Raw genomic sequence first — 19,928 nt, forward strand, 5'->3', positions numbered from 1 at the left:
GGGCCGTAACAGCGCTGCAACTCGGACTCGGGTCGGTACAAGGCAGGAAAATCGCGACTCAGCCGCTGGCATCGTCAGATTTCCAATATCGCATAGGGCCTGCCGAACCGTTCGGAGACCACGAACTGCGCGCAGTTGTAGACCGGAACGCCGCGCATCGTATGCCCTTCGTAAGTGCCGCGATGGGCATGGCCATGGACGACGGCTTTGACATTCTCGAACCGGTCCACCGCATCGGCCAAGCGTGATGAGCCCAGAAACGGAAATATCTCGGGCGGTTCTCCTGCGACGGTTTCCACCACCGGTGCATAGTGCAGGACGGCAACAGCGCGATCGGTGCGCAGAGATCGTAGGCCGTTCTCCAGCTTTCGCGCTTCGCCGATGGCCTCATCCACGAAAGTCTTGATTGCCGACTCTCCGAATGCGCCAAGTTCGCCGCGCCCGAAGCCGCCAACGAAACCCTTGACCCCGGCAAATCCCACGCCCTCGATCTCAACCGCCTGATCGTCTAGGATCCTGACCCCTGCCTGGCGCAGGATTTGCGCTACCGTTTCGGGGCTGCCGCATTCGTAATCGTGGTTTCCCAACACGCCAACCATCGGGATCGAGCATCCTCGCAGGTCCTCTGCCAACCGCTCCGCCTCGCTCGCCTTGCCGAAGTTGGTCAGGTCGCCGCAAAGCGCCAGGACATCGGCATTGCGGGAAATTTCCTGGAACAGGTCGCGGTACCGTCGGGTGTCGTCGTCGGTGACATGAAGGTCGCCGATGGCGGCCAGACGCAGCGGGGGCGCAGGTTCAGTGGTGGCGTTCATGCTTCTCGTCCAATCCTTTCCCGACAAGATCGGCAAATCCCCATTCGCTGATGTCGGTGAGATAGTCTCGCGGAGAGAACAGCCTGCCACGGCAGATGCGCACTTCCGCGGGGGGCAGTTCCGCCTGCGCGCGAATGCGCTCGATCAGCGTATCGAACAGCCAGCGCGGGATCTGATCGCGTTCGGTCGGATAGATGAAGCGGAAATTGAGCACATGAAGCAGCAGCACTTCCCAGTGGAGCTCCATCAGTGACAGCAGGCGGTGCCAGTCGATATCTTCATGCCGGCGAAGAATTGTATGGGCGACATCGGCGCCGTCGTACCGGTAGCGGTCCTGGATGAAGGCCTTGGAAACGATGAATTCGGTGGGCGGGGTTATGCGTATCTGCGTTCCGTAGACTTGCGCGGTGAAAATCTCGCCAAACCATGAATCCGTGATCGGGATCGACGCAGAAGACATGTTGAAGATCACGTCGAAGAACGCCTCGCCAGACCAGACTTTGGCAATCCACCGTTCGTCCTCCACGGTAACGCGGTAGCCCTCTGCCTTGAAGCGCGCGAGCAGACGCGGCGCGTCGCCGGGCTTGCAGAAGATGTCGATATCCTTGGTGGGGCGAACCAGGCCGGTGTGGCAAGTCAGCGCATAAGTACCTGAAAGTAGGTATGGAATATCCCAGCCAGCAAGCAATTGGAGGCTGTGCGCATAGAACTCGACCGCGTTCGACGGTGGATCGAAGCTGTGCTCTTCACGGTGCGGGTCGTCTGGGACTGAGACTGTAGCCACGGCGCATCCTCTCGCGTGATCAACCGAGACCGGGGCCGCGGGTTCCCTCGCGATGATCGGTGGGAACCTGCGAGCTCGATCGAGATTGAATCCTGACGGGCAGGACATGCGTTCGCCTTGCAAACCCAGTGGGAGAGACCTCATGCCGAGAGGCGACAAGTCGAGTTACACCGACAAGCAAAAGCGCAAAGCCGAACATATCGAGGAAGGCTACGAGGATCGCGGCGTCAGCGAAAAGGAAGCGGAACGCCGCGCCTGGGCGACCGTGAACAAGGAATCCGGTGGCGGAAAAAAGTCCGGCTCAGGCCGCGGCAAGAAGGAGAGTCACGCGTCTTCGCGCAAGGGCGGCCGCATTGGAGGTTCTTCGCAAAGCCACGCTGACCGGTCCGCCGCGGCGAAGAAGGGTTGGGAAACACGCCGAAAGCATGCCGGCGGCTAACGCTTTGGCCCGACCCACCGAATTGCAGGGAGATGTAACGCGCTTCGGCACTCTTCCCGAGGAGATGGAATATGAGCGACAATGAGGCCCGGCCCGGTGATGCAGCCAAGACACGGCCGAAGAACCGGGAAGTGGAAAACGAGATGATCCGCCCCCCGGCGGCAAAGGGTAAGCCACCGAGGTCCGCGACCGACCCGCATGGTAACAGCGAGGGGATGGGGGACAGCAAGGAGGGTGCGGCACCGCCGGGCAACATTCATGAAGTGCGGGTGGACAAGGGAAAATCCTGATGACTTCCCGGCAAAAACCGGCGGAAGCGGACGAGGCGGCGCTGCTTCGCCCGAAAGAACAACCGCAGGGGAGTCATTTCGATGATCTCCAAAGCCACTATGGCGCTTTGGCGCGCGAGGACGTTGCCCCTTCCGCCGGGTTTTCCGATCATGTCGTGCCCGGCGAAGGACCGCCCTATGCCCGCGTGATGCTAGTCGGCGAGCAACCCGGAGATCAGGAGGATCGCACCGGCCATCCCTTCGTAGGCCCCGCCGGCCGTTTGCTGGACGAATGCCTGCAGGAAGCCGGGATGCCCAGGGACGAGGTCTTCGTCACAAATGCCGTCAGCGCTTCAAGTTCGTGCAGCGGGGCAAGCGCCGATTGCATCAGCGCCCCAAGACCGACGAGATTGCTCACTACCGATGGTGGCTGGCGGAAGAAATTCGGCTGGTCGACGCTCCCACGATTGTCACACTCGGCGCCGTAGCGCTACAGGCCGTCACCGGTCGGCGGCAGACGCTCGCTTCTGTTCGGGGCGAGGTAGGGGAGTGGGAAGGGCGCCGTCTGGTCGCTACCGTTCATCCCAGTTTCCTGCTGCGCATTCGCGGCGCGAATGACAGGGCGGCCGAACACGCGAGGCTGGTTCACGATCTGCACCGGGCGGTGCGTCTTGGATCGAGCGGATGAGAATGGAGAACGGCCCCGTCAGGATGGACGCCGGCTTTCGCGCACCCGTTCCTCCACCCAGTTAATCAGCAGCGTGTTGTAGGTTTTGCGCTGCTTCTCGTCTTGAAGGGCGTGATCGGCCCCTTTCAGTATGCGATAATTCAGCGAACGGCTGCGGCGGAACGAAGCCATGTACGAACTGATTGCGGCGTGCGGGACGTATTCGTCGTATTCGGACTCCACGATCAGCACATCACCGGCAAACGCTTCGCACGCGGCCAGCGCGCGGTCCTGATGGCCGCTGCGAAAGTGGCTGCGATACCGATTGATTTCGGTGCGATCGAGAAGGGCCTTGGGTACATCCCATTCTGAATCCGGGTAGAGTGCCGGGACGCGCAAGGCGAGCCACGCCACGGGGCGTTCGGCGGTCAGCAAGGCTGCCAGATATCCCCCGTAACTGGTGCCGACCACGGCAATGGCGGACAGATCGACACCCGGTTGCGAGACAAGGAAATCGTAGGCTGCCGTCACGTCTGCCAGACCATCCGAACGGGTGACGTGATTGCGGTCCTCATCATGGCGGGCGTGACCGCGCAAATCGAAGGTGAAGCACACGCATCCCAACTGCGCGATTTCTTCCGCCCGAGCCAAATCCTGCTCCTGGCATCCTCCCCAGCCGTGAATGAACAGCACGCCGGGGGTCAGCTTCGCCGGGGTCAGGACAGTTCCGTCCAGTGTCTGGCCGCTGATTTCGAGCCTGACTGGATGCTTCGTCTTCATTCGATCACCATCACATATTTCGTCATCGGGCCGGCGACCGGGTCGACCCCCGCATAGTAGACGATGGCGCCCGGCGGCGCAGCGTCACAGTCTCCATGGACTTCGACGGTGGCGCAAATCACGTCATCGCACTGCGGGTCTGCGGCGAAGCGCTCAAACGCTGTGATCTCTGCCGGTGTCGCTCCGCCGACCCGCCAGCTCTGTTCCAGCACGCCAATGCGGCTGCGACCCAGATGGTCCCGTCCGCTGGCCACATCGTAGTTCCGGCGCGATGCGAACATCCTGGGGAAGCTTCCGAAGATCGTCCGGTCGTAATAACGGGCCTTCTCGATGGCTTCGGCGAGATCGGGGGAAAAATCGCGGGCGGCAAGTTCTGCCAATCCGCCGCGGACAGCGTGAAGGCGCGTGCCGCCGTAAACGGTCTGTCCGCGGCGATCGACAGTGATCGCCTGGGTTCCCCAATACGCGATGCTGCGGTCGAAAATCCTGCTCGATCCGATGCTGAAGGTCTTCACATCGACAAGGTTCTGTTCCACCACGAGCCCCTCGCGGCGAACCTGGTCGGGGTCCAGGCGGCTCAGCGCGGCTTCCAGTTCCTCCGGACTACGCACCACAACTTGTCCGCGCCCTGCGGTGGCTTCCACCGGCTTGATGCGGACGGGGCCGTACTCCAGCAGTGCGGTTCCTGCGGTCAGTGCGTCAGCGAGATCGAACGCGGAAAAGCCCGGAAGCACCGTTTCACCCAGAGTCTTTCCCAGGCCTGCGTTCCAACCTTCGGGCACTGTTCGCGGATTTGGAACCAGCGGATGCCCGATGGCCTTCGTGGCCACGAAACGGAAAGGAACGACGCCGCCATAGAGATCCTTTTCACCGGCAATGCCCAGTTCACCGGCTTGAGATGTCAGGAGCGTGTCGCCGGGGATGAAATAGGGTCTGGGTTGACCCTCACTGTCAAAGCAGGTGATCCGGTCGTGCTCTTGGCAGGAAACGCCGCGGCACAAGCCTGCGAGCCGCCGCGCAACCTCATGCCGGGAGGCGCGGTCATGTTCGTTGTTGTGCTGGTCCGGTGCCGGGTCAGCATCGGTGAAGTCCGCACCCATCGATATCTGCCACCTGCTGCTTTGTTCGCCGTCAAGGGTAACGCGCGAGACGAGGCGGGGATGCCTGGCGGTCGATCTTCCGTCGTGGGCAAGAGGCGGTGCGGCGACAACTAAGCCCGAGCAGCCCTAATGCTTCCGTGGGTGATTGCTTGAAGGTCGGTAAGGGAAACCTCCCCTCCTGACCAGGTGTCGATCGCCACGAGGAGGTGAGCCATAAGTACGAAAATCTCGACCGCCATGGAGGGAATTCAAGTACTCTTCGGAGACGGGATTCGGGCGGTCGAATTGTTCCTGAAGCTTGGCGAGTGGACTATGCCTCCAATTGCCAACCTTTAAAATGAGATACAGAATTTTAACTTCCTGGTCATCGTGGCAGCTTGGTAGCGTTAATTTGATTGTGGCGGCAGTCCAATAAGGCGGAAAAATGAGGATCGCTGGCCTGCCATGTCAGTTTCACGATTGCTGGACTGATTGGCATCCCTCAGTTTCGAATGGCGATACTCTGACATGCCGGGTGGCCGAGGCGAATGTCCAGGTCTCGATGTGGCTAAAGGTTTCGGCCCAGCAACCATGATGCTGGATCTTCAGGCCCGGCACTTTGCCTGCTTGTTTTACTTGCAAGTCGCTAGCTTATCCCTAGCTTGTTGTGCGGCACAGTAACTGTGCCGAGGCAAGTCAGCCACACCGATGGGTCACAACAGCTCGGACTTGAGCCGGGCGATTGCCGCGAATGTCCAGGCGCAAGCTAAAGGCGGCAGTAAGCGAACCGGGGTGAAATGGCACCGCCTGTCTTCGACGGGCGGCCTCCTTGATTGGAGAATGCCCATGGTTCTGGGCACCGTTATTGCGCGTATTGAACACGGCAAACTTGCAAGCCGGCGGTTTGGAGACCTCCGGCCATGCTTCTGAAACGAGACGAAGACCGGGACGATAATTTTGGCAGGGTAGCTGAAGGTGATCCGCTTCCGCCGGAGGACCGGGCGCCGATCCACCGAATGGATTGGCTGGAGCGGCTATACCGAACTCATCGCGATAAACTGTTGCGGTTCGCGCTGCGGCACACCCAGGCTGACCGTGCGCCCGATGTGGTGCAACAGCTCTTCGTACGATTGGCAGCGAGAGGTAGCGACAATCCGCTCAGCGTCGAGCACCCGAATGCCTATCTGCGTCAGGCGACTATCAACCTCATTCGCAACGACGCGCGCTACACTAAGCGTCGGGCGGGAAATCTCCATGTCTCGTGCGACGACATCGAGCTTGCCGGCCCCGATCCCGCAGCGGCTTACGAAGCGCGGGACATGCTTGGCCGATTGGAAGATGTCGTGGCATTGCTGGAGCCCCGCACGCGCGAGATATTTCTGGCGCATCGGATCGACGGCTTGAGCTACTCGGAAATCGCTGCCAGGACGGGCCTCAGCGTGAAGACGGTCGAGAAACACATGAGCCGGGCCATCGGACATGTGGTGCGGCAATTCGAAGCATGATGCGGACATTCAACGCCATGGAAAATGCATGAGTCTGGACCGGGATGCCGATGACTGGTTCGCGCGCATGCGGGGCCCCGAAGCCGAGGAGGCGCGCCTGGCATTCGATGCCTGGTATGCGGTTCGTGAACATGCCGCTGCATATGATCGAAGATCGAGGGCCTGGGACGCGACGAAATTTCTGACCAACACAGCGACCGGAAAGGCACGCAACCTCGGCTCCGCCAGCATCAGGCCCGGGCGTGGTTCCATTCTGGCTCTCGCAGCTGCGCTGCTTGGCGCGCTCATTGTCGGCTCGCTCGTGTTGGGCGCGATGTGGAGGAACGGTATCGGGCAGGCCGAACTTGTGCGGACGGAAGTGGCTTCGCTTGAAGAGGAGCCCAGGCATGTGTCGCTTCCCGACGGTTCGGCGTTGATCCTGGACCGCGGCGCGCGCGTGCAGATTGCATTTGGCGGGGGCATTCGGCTGCTGCGATTACTAGCAGGCAGGGCGCGGTTCTCGGTGGCGCATGACAAATCCCGGCCATTCATCGTGGAGACCGGCGCTGGACGTGTCACGGCTCATGGAACGCTTTTCGACGTCGATCTGACGCAAGGCGCGATGAAGGTGAACTTGCTCGAAGGTGCTGTCGAGGTACGCAGCAGTTCCGGCGGCCCGGGACGCAAGAGCATCGAACTTGCCGCCGGGCAGGCCGTGGCAGTGGCGGGCGGCTCGGTTGGCGAGGCCGTGCAACTCGCCGCTTCAAACGGCGATTGGACCGACGACATGCTCGTACTCGCAGGCGCCGAAATCGCCGATGCCGTGACGGCTTTCAACCGCACCGCGTCGGTTCCGATTGTTTTCGATGCCCGACCGGCCCGGCCGATGAAAGTGACAGGCGCTTTCAAGCGGTCCGACCCGCAGCTCTTTGCAAACCAGCTTGCCCAGACCTTCGGCCTGACAGTTGAAAGGCGCAACGACGGCAGTTTTGCCCTGGTCGACGGCCCCTCGAAAAAAAATGTATCGCTGCCGTAGGGGGGCATGATCGCACGGTGTTCCGGCCCTGAAGGATCTCGCTGAGAGCGGATCCCAGGGACGGAGGTTCATAAGTGCGTTATCAACTCCTGGCGTGCTGCAGCATTGCTGCGGCCGCAACGATGCTTTGCGCGCCGGTTTCGGCCGGAGCTCAGAGTGTAGCCGGCGAACGGCTCGAAGTTCATTTTCCTGCGCAATCGCTAGCCATTTCGCTGCGCGACCTCGGGCGCCTGTTCGGCCGAAATGTCGTCGTCGACGATTCCGACGTCTCAGGCCGGGAGGCCAGTGCACTCGATGGTGACATGACATTCGAGGACGCGCTCGACGCGCTTCTTGCCGGCAGTGGTCTGCAGGCCAGTCGTTCGGGTAGCGGCGCTGTCGTCGGGAAGGCCAGCCGGGGCGACAATGAGGGCAGTATCGTGGTCACGGGATCGCGCATTCGAGGGGCGCCGGTTGCCTCGACCACACTGACTTACAAGCGCGAGGATATGCGCAACGCGGGTCAATCGTCGGTGGCCGATGTCATTCGGAGCATTCCGCAAAACTTTGGGGGCGGCCAGAATGCTGGGCTCGGCTACAACGTCCCATCTGCGAGCGGCGCAGATCTTGATGGTGGCAGCTCGATCAACCTGCGGGGGCTGGGGAGCGACGCGACCCTGACGCTGCTTGATGGCCGCCGGATGAGCTACGCCGGCGCAGCGCAAGCGGTCGATATCTCGGCCATACCGTTCGGTGCGATCGAGCGGATCGACATTGTGCCCGACGGCGCCTCTGCGCTTTTCGGCTCGGATGCCGTGGCCGGCGTCGCCAACATCGTACTCCGACATGGCTTCGAGGGCCTTGAAACCAGTGCCCGCGTCGGCGGTTCGACGGACGGCGGCAACTTCCAGCAGCAATACGGTGTAACGGCAGGCAAAGTCTGGCAGTCGGGCAGCGCGGTACTTTCCTACGAGTATGCCCGCACCACGGCAATTGAGGCGGACCAGCGCTCCTACGCCGAAGACCGCGTGCCTGGACTGACATTGTCTCCCTATCTCAGGCATCACAATGCCTCTCTGGTGCTGCGGCAGAGCCTCTTCGACAATCTGACTTTCGATTTCGATGCGCTCTACAACCGGCGCTGGTGGGAACAGACGATCCCGCTCAACGCTTCCGGCGATCTTTCGGTCAGCAGGGCCGACTTCTCGAGACCTTCGGAATCGTGGAGCGCCGCGCCGTCGCTTACGCTTGCTTTGCCGGCCGACTGGCTGGTGACGTTGGGCGGCAGCTATGGCTGGAATCGCTCGCAATTTGGTGGTGAGTACGTCTACGGCGCAACAAAAGTCGATGCCAACTCCGGGGTATATCGCAACACGACCGGGAACATTGAGCTCTCGGCCAACGGCAAGGTGATTGCGGTTCCGGGCGGAGACATCAAGGCTGCAGTCGGTGCCGGATATCGCAAGGCCACATTCCGGCGGACGGGCTCCACGGCCAATGCCTTCATCGATGCCTCGCAGGACAGCTATTATGCATTCGGCGAGCTGAGCGTGCCGGTCTTCGGTGCCGGGCAAGTTCCGGCGCTCGGCCATAGCCTCGATCTCAGTCTCGCCGCGCGCTACGAGCGCTATCCAGACGTCGATTCCGTGGTGACTCCGAAACTGGGTGTGATCTATGCGCTCAGCGAAGATGTTTCGATAAAGGGCAGTTGGGGGCGTTCGTTCCGCACGCCTACGCTCTATGAGCAGTACCGACCTGCAACGACTTTGCTCTATACGGCGGCTACGCTGGGTGGAACTGCCGGCGGCAATGCAATTTATGTGGCAGGGGGCAACCCAGATCTGAAGCCCGAGCGTTCGACCAACTGGTCAGCGACGCTTGACCTGCACCCACGCGCGATCGACGGCGCCAACCTTCAGATCACCTATTTCGACATTCGCTACCGCGACCGGATTGTCGCGCCGATCACCTACGCATCGACCTCGCTTTCGAACCCGGACTATGCCGATTACGTGACGCTGGATCCGACTGCGGACGAGCAGGCGGCGGCCATCGCCAGGGGCTCGACTTTCACGAACTATACTGGAGCCGCCTACGATCCGAGCTCCGTCGTTGCCATAGTCGACAACACGAACGTCAATGCCGGGCGGCAAACCGTTCGCGGCGTCGATATCCTCGCCAGCTACGAGTTCGCGCTTGGCGGCGGAAAGCTGCGTACCGCCCTCAATGGCAGCTACATCGACAGCAAGCAGCAACTGAGCGCGGAGCAACCGGTAACGCTATTGGCCGGAACGTTGTTCAATCCGCCCCATTTCCGGGGGCGAGGAGAGATGTCATGGGGAAGGGATGGGCTCTCGCTGATGGGCGCGGTCAATTACATCGGCCCAGTCCGCGATATCCGTTCCACGCCTTCGGTCCGGGTGTCCGGCATGTTGCCCGTCGACTTTACGGTCCGCTATTCGCTCGATCGCTCCAAGGGCCTGCTTTCCGGTATCGATCTCATCGCCTCGATCCAGAATGCCTTCAACGACAAGCCCAGTTCGATCGCAATCACGTCGTACTACGACACTCCGTACGACAGCACCAACTACTCGCCTTTCGGTCGCGTCCTAAGCCTTACGGTGTCCAAGAAATGGTAAGAGTTTTTTCCAGTGCACTCGCGCTTGCGAGTGCCATTTCGCTATCGCATCCGGCGCTTGCTGCCTGTGACGATTTGCTCCCGGTACCTGCGGAGGGCCTCGCCAAGCCTCGGTCCATCACGACAATGGATCTGGCCCGCTTCCGCGACGTCGGCGATCCGGACGACACGGGCAACGCAGCCAGCCCCTATGCGCTTTCGCCGGACGGGAGTTCACTGGCCTTTGTGATTTCGCGGGGTGATCCGAGATCAAACCAGTACTGCTCGGCTTTGGTCGTCATGTCGGTCGCAGGCAAGGAGGCCCCGCGAATCGTCGATCGCGGCGGCGCAATTCCTCGATTGGCAGCGCCTTTTCGGGATCTCTACATCACGACCGGGTTCCCGGAACTGATCGTTCCGATCTGGTCGCCCGACGGCAAGTCCATCGCCTATCGCAAACTGATCGATGGGGTGGTTCAACTCATACGCGTCAATGCCGATGGCAGCGGCGCTCAGGTGGTTACCCACGAAACCAGCAACGTCGAGGACTTCGCCTGGTCGGGCGATAGTTCGCGGCTGATGTACTTCACCCGGCCGAGTCGTCAGCTTGCAAAGGAGAGGGTCGCGCAGGAAGCGCCTTCCGGTTGGCTTTACGACAAGAGCATCCTCCCTATGCAATCCTGGGAGCCGCAGCCGTGGGCGTCGGATCTCGTGCGCAAGAGCTTCGTGGCAGACTTGTCTACGGGAGCGATCAGGCCTGCAAGCACCGACGAAGAGAAGGCGATCAATCCGCCACCGCCGCCTGGTTCTCCATACGAATTGAGTGTCAGTAACGGGAACGGCGGCATCGCCTGGACGGCGCGGACCGGCGAGCATCCTGCTTCCAAGCGCAAGGTATGGGCACAATTTGCCGGCGGGCCGAAAATTCCGTGCGATGGAGCCGGATGCGAGGGCAGAATTTCCCGGCTTTACTGGGAAAAAGGCGGAAAGTCGGTCGTTTTCCTCGGCCACGAAGGATGGAACAAGGAGGAATACGTCCTCCACCGTTGGTCCCCCAGGACCGGGCGGTTGACCACCATCCTCAGAACAACCGATGCCCTCACAGCCTGCATCTTTGGAGGCGAAGAACTCATTTGTGGCCGCGAGAACGCCACCACGCCCCGGCGCATCGTAGGGGTAAACCTTGCGTCGGGGCGGAGCCGCCTCATCTTCGATCCCAATCCGGAGTTCGCCGCATTCCGGCTGGGCAAGGTCACCCGCCTCAAGTTTACTACCAGTGCGGGGCTACCGGCCTGGGGCGATCTCGCGCTGCCGCCCGACTACAATGGAAAGAACAAGCTGCCGCTCGTTATCGTACAGTATCATAGTGACGGATTTCTACGCGGCGGGGTCGGGGACGATTATCCCATTTATCCCATGGCGGCGAAGGGCCTGGCCGTGCTCAGTTTCGAGCGTCCGCCAGACGTCGCCAACAGCGATCCTACGGTGAAGACTTGGGAGCAGAACCGCGCAGTAAGCCGGCGAAACTGGGCGGACCGTAGGAGCATTCTTTCCGCGCTGGAGAACGGCATCGATGCGGCTATCGCGACCGGCACCATCGATCCCGAACGCATCGGGATCAGTGGGCTGAGCGACGGTGCCTCAACCGTGGAATTCGCGCTGGTAAATTCGCGGCGCTTCAAGGCGGCCGCCATGAGTTCGTGCTGCGACGATCTTCTGACGCAAACGGTTCTGGGAGGTTTTGCCTGGGGTGAGGAAAACCGGCGCGGCGGCATCCCGCCGTCAGTCGACAACAACCGCGACTACTGGAAACCGATTTCGCTTTCGATCAACGCGAGACAGATCGACACGCCGATCCTCATGCAACTGGCCGATCGAGAAGCTTCGCTCGGATTGCCGGCGATGGGGGCTTTGGTCGAAGCCGGCAAGCCGCTCGAGGTGTTCGTGTTCAATGACGAGTACCACAACAAGTGGCAGCCGGCGCACAGGCTCGCGATTTACGATCGTGACATTGACTGGTTCAGATACTGGCTGAGCGATTATCGGGATCCAGCCCCCGAAAAACGGGATCAGTACGCACGCTGGGATGTCCTGCGGAAGAAGGTCGTGCCCACTGCTTCCACTACGACTCCCTGATCTCCTTCGCCCATTTCTCGGCATCCATCAATCTGACGATCCGGCTGAATTCGCGTCCCTTGAATGGCGTCGGATCGTCTATCACCTTCAGAACCGCCGCTGCATCGATCACGCCTTCCCGGGCAAGCAGGCCGCCGGCGAGATTGTCGCGGATGTACGAGCGGTTGGCCTCGAAAAGCCGCACTATGAAGCTGTCGGGAATGCCCTTGCTGCGCCGCCACGCGACCTGCTGCGGCAGTTGGCGTTCGAAAGCGCGGCGGGCGATTGCACGATTGCATCCATGTTCGAACCAGCGCCAACTCGGGATAGACAGGCAATGCTCGATCAGCGGCTGCGAGACCAGCGGGGAAATTACTCTCTCCTTGGTTCCGGCAGGGCCATCCTCGATGAAGCTCTGCGCGGCGACCAGCAGCGCTATCTGGCCGGCACGTCCGGGCATTCCCGATGAATGCCGGGCCAACCAGGGGTGCAGGGCTCTCGCGTCTGCCGCCTCGACAATTGCGGGAGAGAGATAGCTGTCGTTGGTTTCCCATCGATATGGCCGGAAACGGCGTCCCGCTCGCAGCAGGGCTTTCCTTGCAACGTGCCAGACGGAGGCCTGGGCCAGGTCCCCGATTTCGTGGCAGGTGCGCCAGAATGCAGCGGGGCCGGCTCCGGCCAGCAGGCAATCGGCCGCGGGCGACGCGGATTGAAGCGAGCAGAACACATTGTCGCCGCCGCCGCCGTCGATGATAGCGTCACATCCCAATTCGGCGGCTATTGCGGCGGCTTCCCGATAGAGGCGCTGCTCGAAACCCCGGGCCACCGGTCTGGGCAATCGACTTGCCGGAAGCTCGCGCAGATCGAGCGCGGCGTGCGGCATGTCCCTTTCGTGGAGCTCCCTCGCGGCATATACGGTAACCGCCCGCGCGTAAGCGCGCTCGTCTCCGGCCGCTGCGGGAGCCACCAGATTGAGGCAGTCAAACGGCCGGGCGTGCGCCGCGAGACATGCTGCAACGATCGAGGAATCGAGCCCACCGGACAGCATAAGCAGGGGGGATCCGACAGAGCCGGTCTTCGCGGCAACACACGCGATTGCAGTTTCGCGTAGCTGCTCTGCATCGGCCTCCGGCGGTGTCGGGGCTTCCAACCGTTGATCGATGGACCAGGGGGACCATAGCGTGTCGCTCACGGTCGATACGCCCGTGAAACAGACTACGTCGCCGCCGCGAACTTCCCGAATACCGCTCAGGCAGGTCCTGGCGCTGCGCATGTCACCCACGAACAGCTGGTGGCCGACCTCCAGGTAATCGATGGAGTTTCCTGTGCCCGAGACGACCTTCAGGGAATCGATGTCGGAGGCAATGCATGTCGTGCCCTGTCCGGCACGGTAGAGGCAGGGCAGCGTTCCGAAGGGACTGCGCAGCAGATGGACGGCCTCATGCCCCCGTATGAGCGCAATGAAATCGCCCCAGTATCGCTCAAGCAGATGGCGGCCGCGACTGCGCAATATCTCCTCGCAAATATGCGGATCGAGCCTTGCGATCGTTGCGCCGAAATCGCGGCTATAGAGAGCGCCGATCACGATACCGCCCTCATTGAGGTGGATCTGGGGGGTGTCCCGACCAGCGCAAACGAAGAGGCCGGGGTTATCGATGGAGATGACCCCGCCGGTCTCTTCGGCGAGGCGGCGCTGATGTTCTTGGGCGTCCTGGCCCAGATTGATGCCGGCGATGAAACGCGCTGCCATTACAGCACCGCGATCGGGGTATAGCGAGCGGCGATCTCGAGATGCTCATTCACCAGGACGTCGCGCCATTGCACCCACGCATGAGCGCGAAATGGGGGCATGCCGACGCCGATGACGACGTCTGCCGCTGCACCGATAGCGAACAGGCCCCGGGCAACCGCGATCGCATAGGGAAGACATTGATCGTGCGTGCCGATGATCCTGCTGCATTTGCGATAGGCATCCGCAATGGCAGCGACTTCGGCGAAGCCGGCGCCGTCTCGCTCCGGCTTGAGGCGGGCCAGTGAGGCTATCGTCGCGGCGAGGCCTCGATGCCGCAGGCTGCGACGTGCATGGAGGAAGCGGCCGCAAAGCCCCGCAGTTGTCAGCCGATTGCCCGCAATCGCACGTTGCTCGAGGGCGCTTTGCCGCGGCGCCAGCAGGGCGCATTCACGCAAGTCGAGGCGCCCGGAGGACCGTCTCACGACACCCGCCTTGTAGAGGAGGGCGCGCTCGAATTCTGCAAGCCGTTCGCCCTCGCATGCCCGCAAGAACACGGCTTCCGCCTGATGGCAGAGGCAGAAGTAGCGATCGGCCGGAATATCCAGGAACACAACGCGGTTTCCGAGCCGGCAGAATGTGAGTCCTTCACGCAATGAGGTCGTCATCCGGGCTATCCCGATACACACAATGGAGCAGGAATAAGGATGCGCGGCGATTGCCGCGCATCCTCATCGTCAGTCGTCCGAAAGGCCCGGGTTCTTCTGGGCGAGGACAGCATCGTCGCCCGAGCCGATCGGGCCCCTGGTCTCGGCGCTGGCAGTGCCCAGGTCGATGGTTTCGCATTCCTGTACCATGTCACATTCCTCGTTTGCTGCCGCAACGTTACGGCGAAGGAATGGTGGCTCGATTCGAGAATTATAAAAAATTTATAATAAAAATATAAAATACCACGACAACATTTGGATGATGGAAGCTGAATTTAAGGGAATAGATGCTTGCGATATCGGCGATATGCAGTTGTTTTGTGGTTTTAGATCCGGTTTTGGAGCTGGGTAAAATTGAAGGATGCGCGACATGCGCCGCGCATCCTTTATTTCGGGTAAGCTGTTTCAGTCTTCCGAAAGGGCCTGCGCGCCTTGGCCAAGGACCATGTCGAATCCTGTGCCGACCGGTCCCCTGGTTTCGGCGCTGGCAGTGCCCAGATCGATGGTGTCGTCTTGACGGTCCATGTCATTCTCCTCGTTCGATGTCGCAAAATTGCGACACGAGAAGATGACGCCGTTCGATGATTATAAAAAGTTTATAATTTGATTATAAAATTGCGGTCTACTCGGATTGCGTCTCCGATATCTTGTATATTTCTGAAACCAGCGCGCGTGCATTGCCAAGCCGGCGGGAATGATACTTTCTGAGTTCTGCTGTAAGGAGCGGAGCTGCCGCTCCAATTGAGCCGGCGATGGTCGCGATTTCGGATCCTGTTTCTCCCAGAACGAGGACTTCTACCGTGCGCGCAGCCGTGAGCCGGTCATTTGCCGAAGCTATCTGCGCCGCGATTTCGGGCCGGCCCGACCGCTGCCCGATCGCTGCAAAAAGCGAGGCCGGACTGTCCGCAGCACCGGCCGCTAGCCGCCGCGCGGCATCCTCACCGGACTTCCAGCCAGGGGAGGCCAGTGCCAGTTTCAGGACCTCGAAGTTCCAGCGATAGAGGTCCACCAGCATGGCTTCGGTCAGCACCGGCATATGAAAGCCGGTGTTCTTGCGCATTTCGACCACGCGCTCGCCGGCGAGCCGCAACAGAGCTTCGCGCACAGGTGTGACGCCTGCGGAAACGGCATCGGCGATTCGGCTCGGATCGAGACGCAGGCCCGGAATGATCGACCCCGACATCAACAGGCGTTTGACCTCTTCGTAAGCCTGTTCGGCCCGCGTTCCGGCATTCATTCCGGCCCCCTTCGGGTCGCTGCCCAGGTCGCAAGAGCTTCTGCCTGATCCGGTCGCAATGCATCGGTTGCGCCGGGCAGGTCGGCTGGATGGGGCTCGAGCAATACCGAGGGGCAAAGGCCTTCGTAATTGCCGAGATTGGGACGGTGCTGCCGATACCCGACAAGCGCTGCAAGCTCGGGCGAGAATCGCCGCGCGATGGCGGGCGGATAGGCGAGCCATTGGTTCTCGTACGGCTTGAGCCAGCCGAGGCAGTAGCTTGCGATCATGCCGCGCCGGACCATGTCGCTGCGATTGGCACCGGCGCCGTGCAGCGTGGAACCCAGAAACACCAGGGCATCGCCGGGCTGCATATCGATTGCGATCGGATCGCCGTTCGGTTCTTCGCGAAGGGCGGCGGCTCCGTGGCTCTTTGGCCAGAGCAGCGTTGCCCCGTTCTCTTCGCGGTATGTCGTGAAGGGCCACATGACGTTGACGAGGTATTCGACTTCTCCGGTAATCCCGCGCCACATGTCCTGATCGCGGTGCGGGAACTGGGCGGGCGCGCCTGGATGCAGGGCAAGGCCCTGAGTAAGGTTCAGCTGGATGGTGTCGCACCAGGGCGCGAGGATCTCTTCGGCCGCGCTGAGGACCGCTTCGTGGCGAACCAAGGCCTCGGCAAGTGGGGAGCGTAGCAAGACCCGTCCGAACCGTCTGGTGCGAGGACCGTAGAAATCACCGTTGCAGAATGGAGTGGTCTCGAAGGCGGGGGCTAGGTCCTTGTCGAGTTCGTCGATCAGTTCGGGCTCGACGATACCTCTGAGGACCGCGTAGCCATGGGCGCGCAGGTCTGCCGCGATCATGGCCGAAAGGGCGGGCGGCTTTGTGCATCGAGGTTCAATGGACATGGAGAGCCTCCCTGGCACCGCGCATTGGGAACACGCCGCCGCGCTCGAGCAGGGCATGCGTGTTCGCGTCGATATCGATGATCATTGCGCCGAGCCGCTTGCTGCCGTTCAGGCAGACCGGCCCAAGCGGCCGGCAGCGCCACCCGAAGGCCAGTATTTGCCTCAGCCATGCCTCCTCGGCGATACCGGTGTGCTGGGTAATGCCATTCTCCAGCGCATGCTCGACAAGCGCGTGGATGAGTTCATCCCGGACTGCGCGGCGCTCTGCACTGGAGAGGCGTGGATCGAGGCAGAAGCGGGAGATCTCGAGGCAATGCGGTCCGCGCGGTATTCCGGCGTCGCACAGCCAGGGGAAAAGCGTGTCGAGCAGGTGCGGCACCTGGGTCGGCAGAAGCCGTGCAGATGCCTGGTGGCGCGCGTTACTGTCGGCGAGCACGATGTACTTTGCAGCCTGCGTATCGAACTGATCGAGTTCGAACCGTCCTGCAAGCGAGGGGACATCCCACTTCAGAAGATCGATGAAGACGCGCTTGCGTGCCTCGAACATGCTTTTCAAGATCGATTGCTCGCTTACCTGCGGTAGTTCTGAAATCTGATGGATCATCTGGGCCTCCGTATTCAGGAGGCCCAAACCTGAACTTCGCAGACATTGCGGCGTATCCTACACTTGTAGGATACGCTCAAAGCGGAACTTCGGCGTAGCTGATCTCTCCACTGCGCAAGGCGCGATAGGTGAGAGCTGCCCGGTCATGGACACCCAGCTTCCCGAAACTTTCGCTGACATGCTGGCGTGCCGTATACTGGCTGATGCCAAGGATATGTCCTGCTTCCCAGTTGGTCTTGCCGGCGGCTACGAGACGGGTGATCTCGGCCTCTCGATTGGTGAGAAGGGCGGGGCGCCTCGGCATCAGGAAGAGTTGCGGGTCGAGAAAGCGTCTTGCCGCAGTGAAGGCATAGAGGCCGATCAACTGGGCGAGCACGAGGTTTGGCGCGGCCAGCGAGCGCCCCGGCCGGACGGCAAAAGAGCACGAACCCATATGCTCGCCGGGAAGGTTGAAGGGCACCGTGAACCCGTCGCCGATCCCATGCTCTTCGGCCCGGGCGAAGATCTCGATATCCTGCGCGCTCAGGGGAATGAAGTTGCCGACGCGGCGCCAGCTGAATCCGAAACCGGCCTTCTCGCTGGCGCGCTGAACCGGATCGGCACCGCCCAGACCACTGGAATCGAAGAACTGGACCCAGCGGTCGGGATAATTGTGGAGTCGCACTGCCCCTGGAATTCTTCGTCTCCAGTCGACATGGTGGGTAAGCGCAAAGTAATCGTAGCCCAGATCGCGTGCCGTGCGGGCCAGGACCGAGTTCAGATCAAGGAGATTTGCGCTTTCATCCGCAGATCAAAAGTGTTGAACGTGTCGAAAATATGCATGGGCTGCATCGCCCCGTCACGGCGTACCATGCCGCAGACTCGTGCCGGGCCGTCCTTCGTCACTTCTTGCTATCGCGGCGCCGACCTTCATTTCGGCGAAGCGATGCTGTTATGTCGCTTGGTGAACATAACCAATCTGCTGCGCCGCACAAATACCTAATTGTCTTAGAACTGACATCTTTCTCCTACGGCCGCGAGGCCAGCGCGTGAAACGCGGCGCGCCGCTCGAAATGAAAGAGTGGCGCAGCGCAGCATTCTACGATGCCTTGCAGGGCATCGATCGTGCCGGGCTGATGTGGGAGTGGCTGAGGCGCGATGCCGCTTATATCGAGTGGTACGACGCTGCGAGCGCCGCAACGCGCGGGCACGATCCGGAGGCCGCGATGCGGTGGGGGCTCCACTTTCGCAGAAGACCCGGCGACGCCGGCACCGGCGGCCCGACTCATCTGGCATGCCGATATCGATCCCGGCACTCTCACCGTGACAGCAGTGCCTGCACTACGCGGTGATCCCGAAGCATTCGATCCCGCGGCGTTCGGTTCCTGGCTGACGGTTGTGTCTGGAGAGGGCGGATGCGAGCATGCGGTGTTGAGCGATGGCCTTCGCCGCGTTCGTCTCGACGTCACTTCGGGAACACTTCAAGACGGTCCAGTCGTCCTGCGCTTCGAAGTCGAGGGCATGGCCTCGCTGGCAGCAAAGCTGCTGCCGCTGCAGCGACTCGAGGCCTTGTGCCGAGGCGGCCGGTTCGTCGCCGGTCTGTTCCCCTGCGATCCGAGGATGAAGCACTGGCTGGAGATCCTGCGCGTGCACGACGCACTGCAGGGCTGCGCCAGCCAGCGCGAGATCGCCCAGGCCGTTTTCGGCTTTGCTGCCCAGAACGAGGACGGGGAGGGAATTGCCGATGCCGTGCGATCGCGCGTGCGGCGCCGCGTCCGTCTGGCGCGCCAGTTTGCGCGGGGCGCCTATCGCGAACTGCTGAAAGGCAGGAGCCCCTGAACTCCTGCCTTTCGCGTTCTCGCACCGATCCCGAAAGCACCGATCAGTTGGGTGCGGTGTCACCTTTTATGGATGCTCTGCGCCCTGCGTTAGGAGCAGGCGCGGCGTTGGCGGCTTTGGCGGCCTTGCCGCGCTTCGGCTGTGCGACTTCCGGCTGCGCTGCCGTGGGCTGTGGCGCCTTGGCTTGCTCCGACTTGCTCGCGGCAGCCTTGCCCGAGGTCGGCGAATCTACCTTTTTGCGTCCCCCTTTGCTGCCAAGGCCGATCTGGACGGCGAGCTCCGCCCGTTTTGCCGCGTAATCGGCCGAGACCAGCGGATAGTCCGGAGGCAGCTTCCAGCGTGCGCGGTATTCGTCCGGCGAGAGGTTGTGCTGGACGCCGAGATGGCGCTTTAGCGTCTTCTGCCTTGCCCCGCATTCAAGGCAGGTGATGACGTCGGGCTTGACCGATGCGCGTATCGAAACGGCAGGCCTGCGCTCCTCTTCGACGGGTTCGGATTCCTTGCCGAGCAACGACAGCGAATCGTAGATCGCCGTAATCAGCTGAGGAAGTTTTTCGGTCGTAACGGTGTTATTGCTGACGTGGGCAGACACGATTTCCGAGGTCAGTTCGATAAGAGCGTTTTGCATCATTTTAATTGGCCACCCCTGTTTTTACGCACCGGGATTTATGCGTGCGCGGTGGGGACCCTGTAAAGTCATCAAGACCAGGCGTTTCGGGTTGAAGACAGCGTCCTGCGGCCCACTCGTGTCGCGAATACCTACCCGTTGCCTCCTTGACCGCCCTCCGCCGGGTGATGCGGCGTGCTCCCAGGTGTGATCGGGCTCACGAAACCCGTCCGGAGAATCGCCTATGCCGTGGCCTCGCGGGCGCAATCACCGGAATT

The 19,928-nt window shown here is 61.5% G+C and carries 21 protein-coding genes and 1 pseudogene; 9 read left to right on the top strand and 13 right to left on the bottom strand.

Going from position 1 to position 19,928, the window contains the following annotated elements; genetic code table 11:
* Positions 1-74 precede the first annotated feature (74 nt).
* Together ACZ1JV_RS15905 and ACZ1JV_RS15910 are read right to left on the bottom strand one after the other, a co-directional pair.
* Positions 75-812, bottom strand: coding sequence for a metallophosphoesterase family protein (locus ACZ1JV_RS15905; protein ID WP_465152315.1), 738 nt, complete (start codon positions 810-812; stop codon positions 75-77).
* Positions 796-1,596 (bottom strand): nucleotidyltransferase family protein, encoded by an 801-nt coding sequence (locus ACZ1JV_RS15910; RefSeq protein WP_465152316.1) that lies wholly within the window; start codon positions 1,594-1,596, stop codon positions 796-798. The genes ACZ1JV_RS15905 and ACZ1JV_RS15910 overlap by 17 nt, the downstream gene beginning before the upstream one ends.
* A 142-nt stretch (positions 1,597-1,738) precedes the next feature.
* Between ACZ1JV_RS15910 and ACZ1JV_RS15915 the strand changes: the two genes are divergently transcribed.
* From ACZ1JV_RS15915 to ACZ1JV_RS15925, 3 genes and pseudogenes are all read left to right on the top strand, one after another.
* Complete coding sequence (locus tag ACZ1JV_RS15915) at positions 1,739-2,035, top strand: plasmid stabilization protein (RefSeq protein WP_465152583.1); 297 nt, start codon at positions 1,739-1,741, stop codon at positions 2,033-2,035.
* A 71-nt stretch (positions 2,036-2,106) separates the two neighbouring features.
* Complete coding sequence (locus ACZ1JV_RS15920) at positions 2,107-2,325, top strand: hypothetical protein (protein ID WP_465152317.1); 219 nt, start codon at positions 2,107-2,109, stop codon at positions 2,323-2,325.
* Positions 2,326-2,513: 188 nt separating this feature from the next.
* Positions 2,514-2,992, top strand: a pseudogene (locus tag ACZ1JV_RS15925) (UdgX family uracil-DNA binding protein).
* A gap of 18 nt (positions 2,993-3,010) precedes the next feature.
* Here the strand turns inward: ACZ1JV_RS15925 and ACZ1JV_RS15930 are convergent.
* Both ACZ1JV_RS15930 and ACZ1JV_RS15935 read right to left on the bottom strand, forming a co-directional pair.
* Positions 3,011-3,751 carry an alpha/beta hydrolase family protein gene (locus ACZ1JV_RS15930; protein WP_465152318.1) on the bottom strand — a complete coding sequence of 247 codons (741 nt, stop codon included), beginning with the start codon at positions 3,749-3,751 and terminating at the stop codon, positions 3,011-3,013.
* Entirely contained in the window at positions 3,748-4,851 is a 1,104-nt protein-coding gene (locus ACZ1JV_RS15935; RefSeq protein ID WP_465152319.1) for a DUF3182 family protein, read from the bottom strand. The genes ACZ1JV_RS15930 and ACZ1JV_RS15935 overlap by 4 nt, the downstream gene beginning before the upstream one ends.
* An 899-nt stretch (positions 4,852-5,750) precedes the next feature.
* Between ACZ1JV_RS15935 and ACZ1JV_RS15940 the strand changes: the two genes are divergently transcribed.
* From ACZ1JV_RS15940 to ACZ1JV_RS15955, 4 genes are all read left to right on the top strand, one after another.
* Positions 5,751-6,335 carry an RNA polymerase sigma factor gene (locus ACZ1JV_RS15940; protein ID WP_465138073.1) on the top strand — a complete coding sequence of 195 codons (585 nt, stop codon included), beginning with the start codon at positions 5,751-5,753 and terminating at the stop codon, positions 6,333-6,335.
* Between the two features lie 28 nt (positions 6,336-6,363).
* Positions 6,364-7,350: a FecR family protein gene (locus ACZ1JV_RS15945; protein ID WP_465152320.1), complete on the top strand. Its 987-nt coding sequence runs from the start codon at positions 6,364-6,366 to the stop codon at positions 7,348-7,350.
* 74 nt (positions 7,351-7,424) lie between these two features.
* Entirely contained in the window at positions 7,425-9,968 is a 2,544-nt protein-coding gene (locus tag ACZ1JV_RS15950; protein ID WP_465152321.1) for a TonB-dependent receptor domain-containing protein, read from the top strand.
* Positions 9,969-10,093: 125 nt separating this feature from the next.
* Positions 10,094-12,082, top strand: coding sequence for an Atxe2 family lasso peptide isopeptidase (locus ACZ1JV_RS15955; RefSeq protein ID WP_465152322.1), 1,989 nt, complete (start codon positions 10,094-10,096; stop codon positions 12,080-12,082).
* On the opposite strand, the gene ACZ1JV_RS15960 is transcribed toward ACZ1JV_RS15955, so the two are convergent.
* The 8 genes from ACZ1JV_RS15960 to ACZ1JV_RS15995 all read right to left on the bottom strand — a co-directional run bounded on the left by ACZ1JV_RS15960 (position 12,069) and on the right by ACZ1JV_RS15995 (position 17,985).
* Positions 12,069-13,811: an asparagine synthase-related protein gene (locus ACZ1JV_RS15960; RefSeq protein WP_465152323.1), complete on the bottom strand. Its 1,743-nt coding sequence runs from the start codon at positions 13,809-13,811 to the stop codon at positions 12,069-12,071. The two genes, ACZ1JV_RS15955 and ACZ1JV_RS15960, sit on opposite strands and share 14 nt — an antisense overlap.
* Positions 13,811-14,458 carry a lasso peptide biosynthesis B2 protein gene (locus ACZ1JV_RS15965; protein ID WP_465152324.1) on the bottom strand — a complete coding sequence of 216 codons (648 nt, stop codon included), beginning with the start codon at positions 14,456-14,458 and terminating at the stop codon, positions 13,811-13,813. The genes ACZ1JV_RS15960 and ACZ1JV_RS15965 overlap by 1 nt, the downstream gene beginning before the upstream one ends.
* A gap of 69 nt (positions 14,459-14,527) precedes the next feature.
* Positions 14,528-14,647 carry a benenodin family lasso peptide gene (locus ACZ1JV_RS15970; protein WP_465152325.1) on the bottom strand — a complete coding sequence of 40 codons (120 nt, stop codon included), beginning with the start codon at positions 14,645-14,647 and terminating at the stop codon, positions 14,528-14,530.
* A gap of 255 nt (positions 14,648-14,902) precedes the next feature.
* Complete coding sequence (locus ACZ1JV_RS15975) at positions 14,903-15,022, bottom strand: benenodin family lasso peptide (protein WP_465152326.1); 120 nt, start codon at positions 15,020-15,022, stop codon at positions 14,903-14,905.
* A 97-nt stretch (positions 15,023-15,119) separates the two neighbouring features.
* Complete coding sequence (locus ACZ1JV_RS15980; RefSeq protein WP_465152327.1) at positions 15,120-15,734, bottom strand: GntR family transcriptional regulator; 615 nt, start codon at positions 15,732-15,734, stop codon at positions 15,120-15,122.
* Positions 15,731-16,621 (bottom strand): phytanoyl-CoA dioxygenase family protein, encoded by an 891-nt coding sequence (locus ACZ1JV_RS15985; RefSeq protein ID WP_465152328.1) that lies wholly within the window; start codon positions 16,619-16,621, stop codon positions 15,731-15,733. The genes ACZ1JV_RS15980 and ACZ1JV_RS15985 overlap by 4 nt, the downstream gene beginning before the upstream one ends.
* On the bottom strand, positions 16,611-17,225 hold the full coding sequence (locus ACZ1JV_RS15990; RefSeq protein ID WP_465152329.1) for an acyl-homoserine-lactone synthase: 615 nt from the start codon (positions 17,223-17,225) through the stop codon (positions 16,611-16,613). Before ACZ1JV_RS15990 ends, ACZ1JV_RS15985 begins: the two co-directional genes overlap by 11 nt.
* Before the next feature lie 76 nt (positions 17,226-17,301).
* Positions 17,302-17,985 carry an autoinducer binding domain-containing protein gene (locus ACZ1JV_RS15995; RefSeq protein ID WP_465152584.1) on the bottom strand — a complete coding sequence of 228 codons (684 nt, stop codon included), beginning with the start codon at positions 17,983-17,985 and terminating at the stop codon, positions 17,302-17,304.
* A 292-nt stretch (positions 17,986-18,277) separates the two neighbouring features.
* Here ACZ1JV_RS15995 and ACZ1JV_RS16000 point away from each other — a divergent pair, with 292 nt between their 5' ends.
* Both ACZ1JV_RS16000 and ACZ1JV_RS16005 read left to right on the top strand, forming a co-directional pair.
* Complete coding sequence (locus tag ACZ1JV_RS16000; RefSeq protein ID WP_465152585.1) at positions 18,278-18,556, top strand: transcriptional regulator domain-containing protein; 279 nt, start codon at positions 18,278-18,280, stop codon at positions 18,554-18,556.
* Positions 18,557-18,635: 79 nt separating this feature from the next.
* Positions 18,636-19,043: a DNA -binding domain-containing protein gene (locus ACZ1JV_RS16005; RefSeq protein WP_465152330.1), complete on the top strand. Its 408-nt coding sequence runs from the start codon at positions 18,636-18,638 to the stop codon at positions 19,041-19,043.
* Between the two features lie 43 nt (positions 19,044-19,086).
* Here the strand turns inward: ACZ1JV_RS16005 and ACZ1JV_RS16010 are convergent, their stop codons facing one another.
* Complete coding sequence (locus ACZ1JV_RS16010; RefSeq protein WP_465152331.1) at positions 19,087-19,674, bottom strand: Ros/MucR family transcriptional regulator; 588 nt, start codon at positions 19,672-19,674, stop codon at positions 19,087-19,089.
* Between the last annotated feature and the right edge of the window lie 254 nt (positions 19,675-19,928).

This window comes from Novosphingobium sp. BL-S-19, from assembly GCF_055521675.1.

Bases quoted from the DNA above. Each gene is read 5' to 3' on its own strand.
- ACZ1JV_RS15905 (WP_465152315.1), bottom strand. From the start codon at position 812: ATGAACGCCACCACTGAACCTGCGCCCCCGCTGCGTCTGGCCGCCATC.
- ACZ1JV_RS15915 (WP_465152583.1), top strand. From the start codon at position 1,739: ATGCCGAGAGGCGACAAGTCGAGTTACACCGACAAGCAAAAGCGCAAA.
- ACZ1JV_RS15920 (WP_465152317.1), top strand. From the start codon at position 2,107: ATGAGCGACAATGAGGCCCGGCCCGGTGATGCAGCCAAGACACGGCCG.
- ACZ1JV_RS15930 (WP_465152318.1), bottom strand. From the start codon at position 3,751: ATGAAGACGAAGCATCCAGTCAGGCTCGAAATCAGCGGCCAGACACTG.
- ACZ1JV_RS15935 (WP_465152319.1), bottom strand. From the start codon at position 4,851: ATGGGTGCGGACTTCACCGATGCTGACCCGGCACCGGACCAGCACAAC.
- ACZ1JV_RS15940 (WP_465138073.1), top strand. From the start codon at position 5,751: ATGCTTCTGAAACGAGACGAAGACCGGGACGATAATTTTGGCAGGGTA.
- ACZ1JV_RS15945 (WP_465152320.1), top strand. From the start codon at position 6,364: ATGAGTCTGGACCGGGATGCCGATGACTGGTTCGCGCGCATGCGGGGC.
- ACZ1JV_RS15955 (WP_465152322.1), top strand. From the start codon at position 10,094: ATGGATCTGGCCCGCTTCCGCGACGTCGGCGATCCGGACGACACGGGC.
- ACZ1JV_RS15960 (WP_465152323.1), bottom strand. From the start codon at position 13,811: ATGGCAGCGCGTTTCATCGCCGGCATCAATCTGGGCCAGGACGCCCAA.
- ACZ1JV_RS15965 (WP_465152324.1), bottom strand. From the start codon at position 14,458: ATGACGACCTCATTGCGTGAAGGACTCACATTCTGCCGGCTCGGAAAC.
- ACZ1JV_RS15970 (WP_465152325.1), bottom strand. From the start codon at position 14,647: ATGGTACAGGAATGCGAAACCATCGACCTGGGCACTGCCAGCGCCGAG.
- ACZ1JV_RS15975 (WP_465152326.1), bottom strand. From the start codon at position 15,022: ATGGACCGTCAAGACGACACCATCGATCTGGGCACTGCCAGCGCCGAA.
- ACZ1JV_RS15980 (WP_465152327.1), bottom strand. From the start codon at position 15,734: ATGAATGCCGGAACGCGGGCCGAACAGGCTTACGAAGAGGTCAAACGC.
- ACZ1JV_RS15985 (WP_465152328.1), bottom strand. From the start codon at position 16,621: ATGTCCATTGAACCTCGATGCACAAAGCCGCCCGCCCTTTCGGCCATG.
- ACZ1JV_RS15990 (WP_465152329.1), bottom strand. From the start codon at position 17,225: ATGATCCATCAGATTTCAGAACTACCGCAGGTAAGCGAGCAATCGATC.
- ACZ1JV_RS16000 (WP_465152585.1), top strand. From the start codon at position 18,278: ATGAAAGAGTGGCGCAGCGCAGCATTCTACGATGCCTTGCAGGGCATC.
- ACZ1JV_RS16010 (WP_465152331.1), bottom strand. From the start codon at position 19,674: ATGATGCAAAACGCTCTTATCGAACTGACCTCGGAAATCGTGTCTGCC.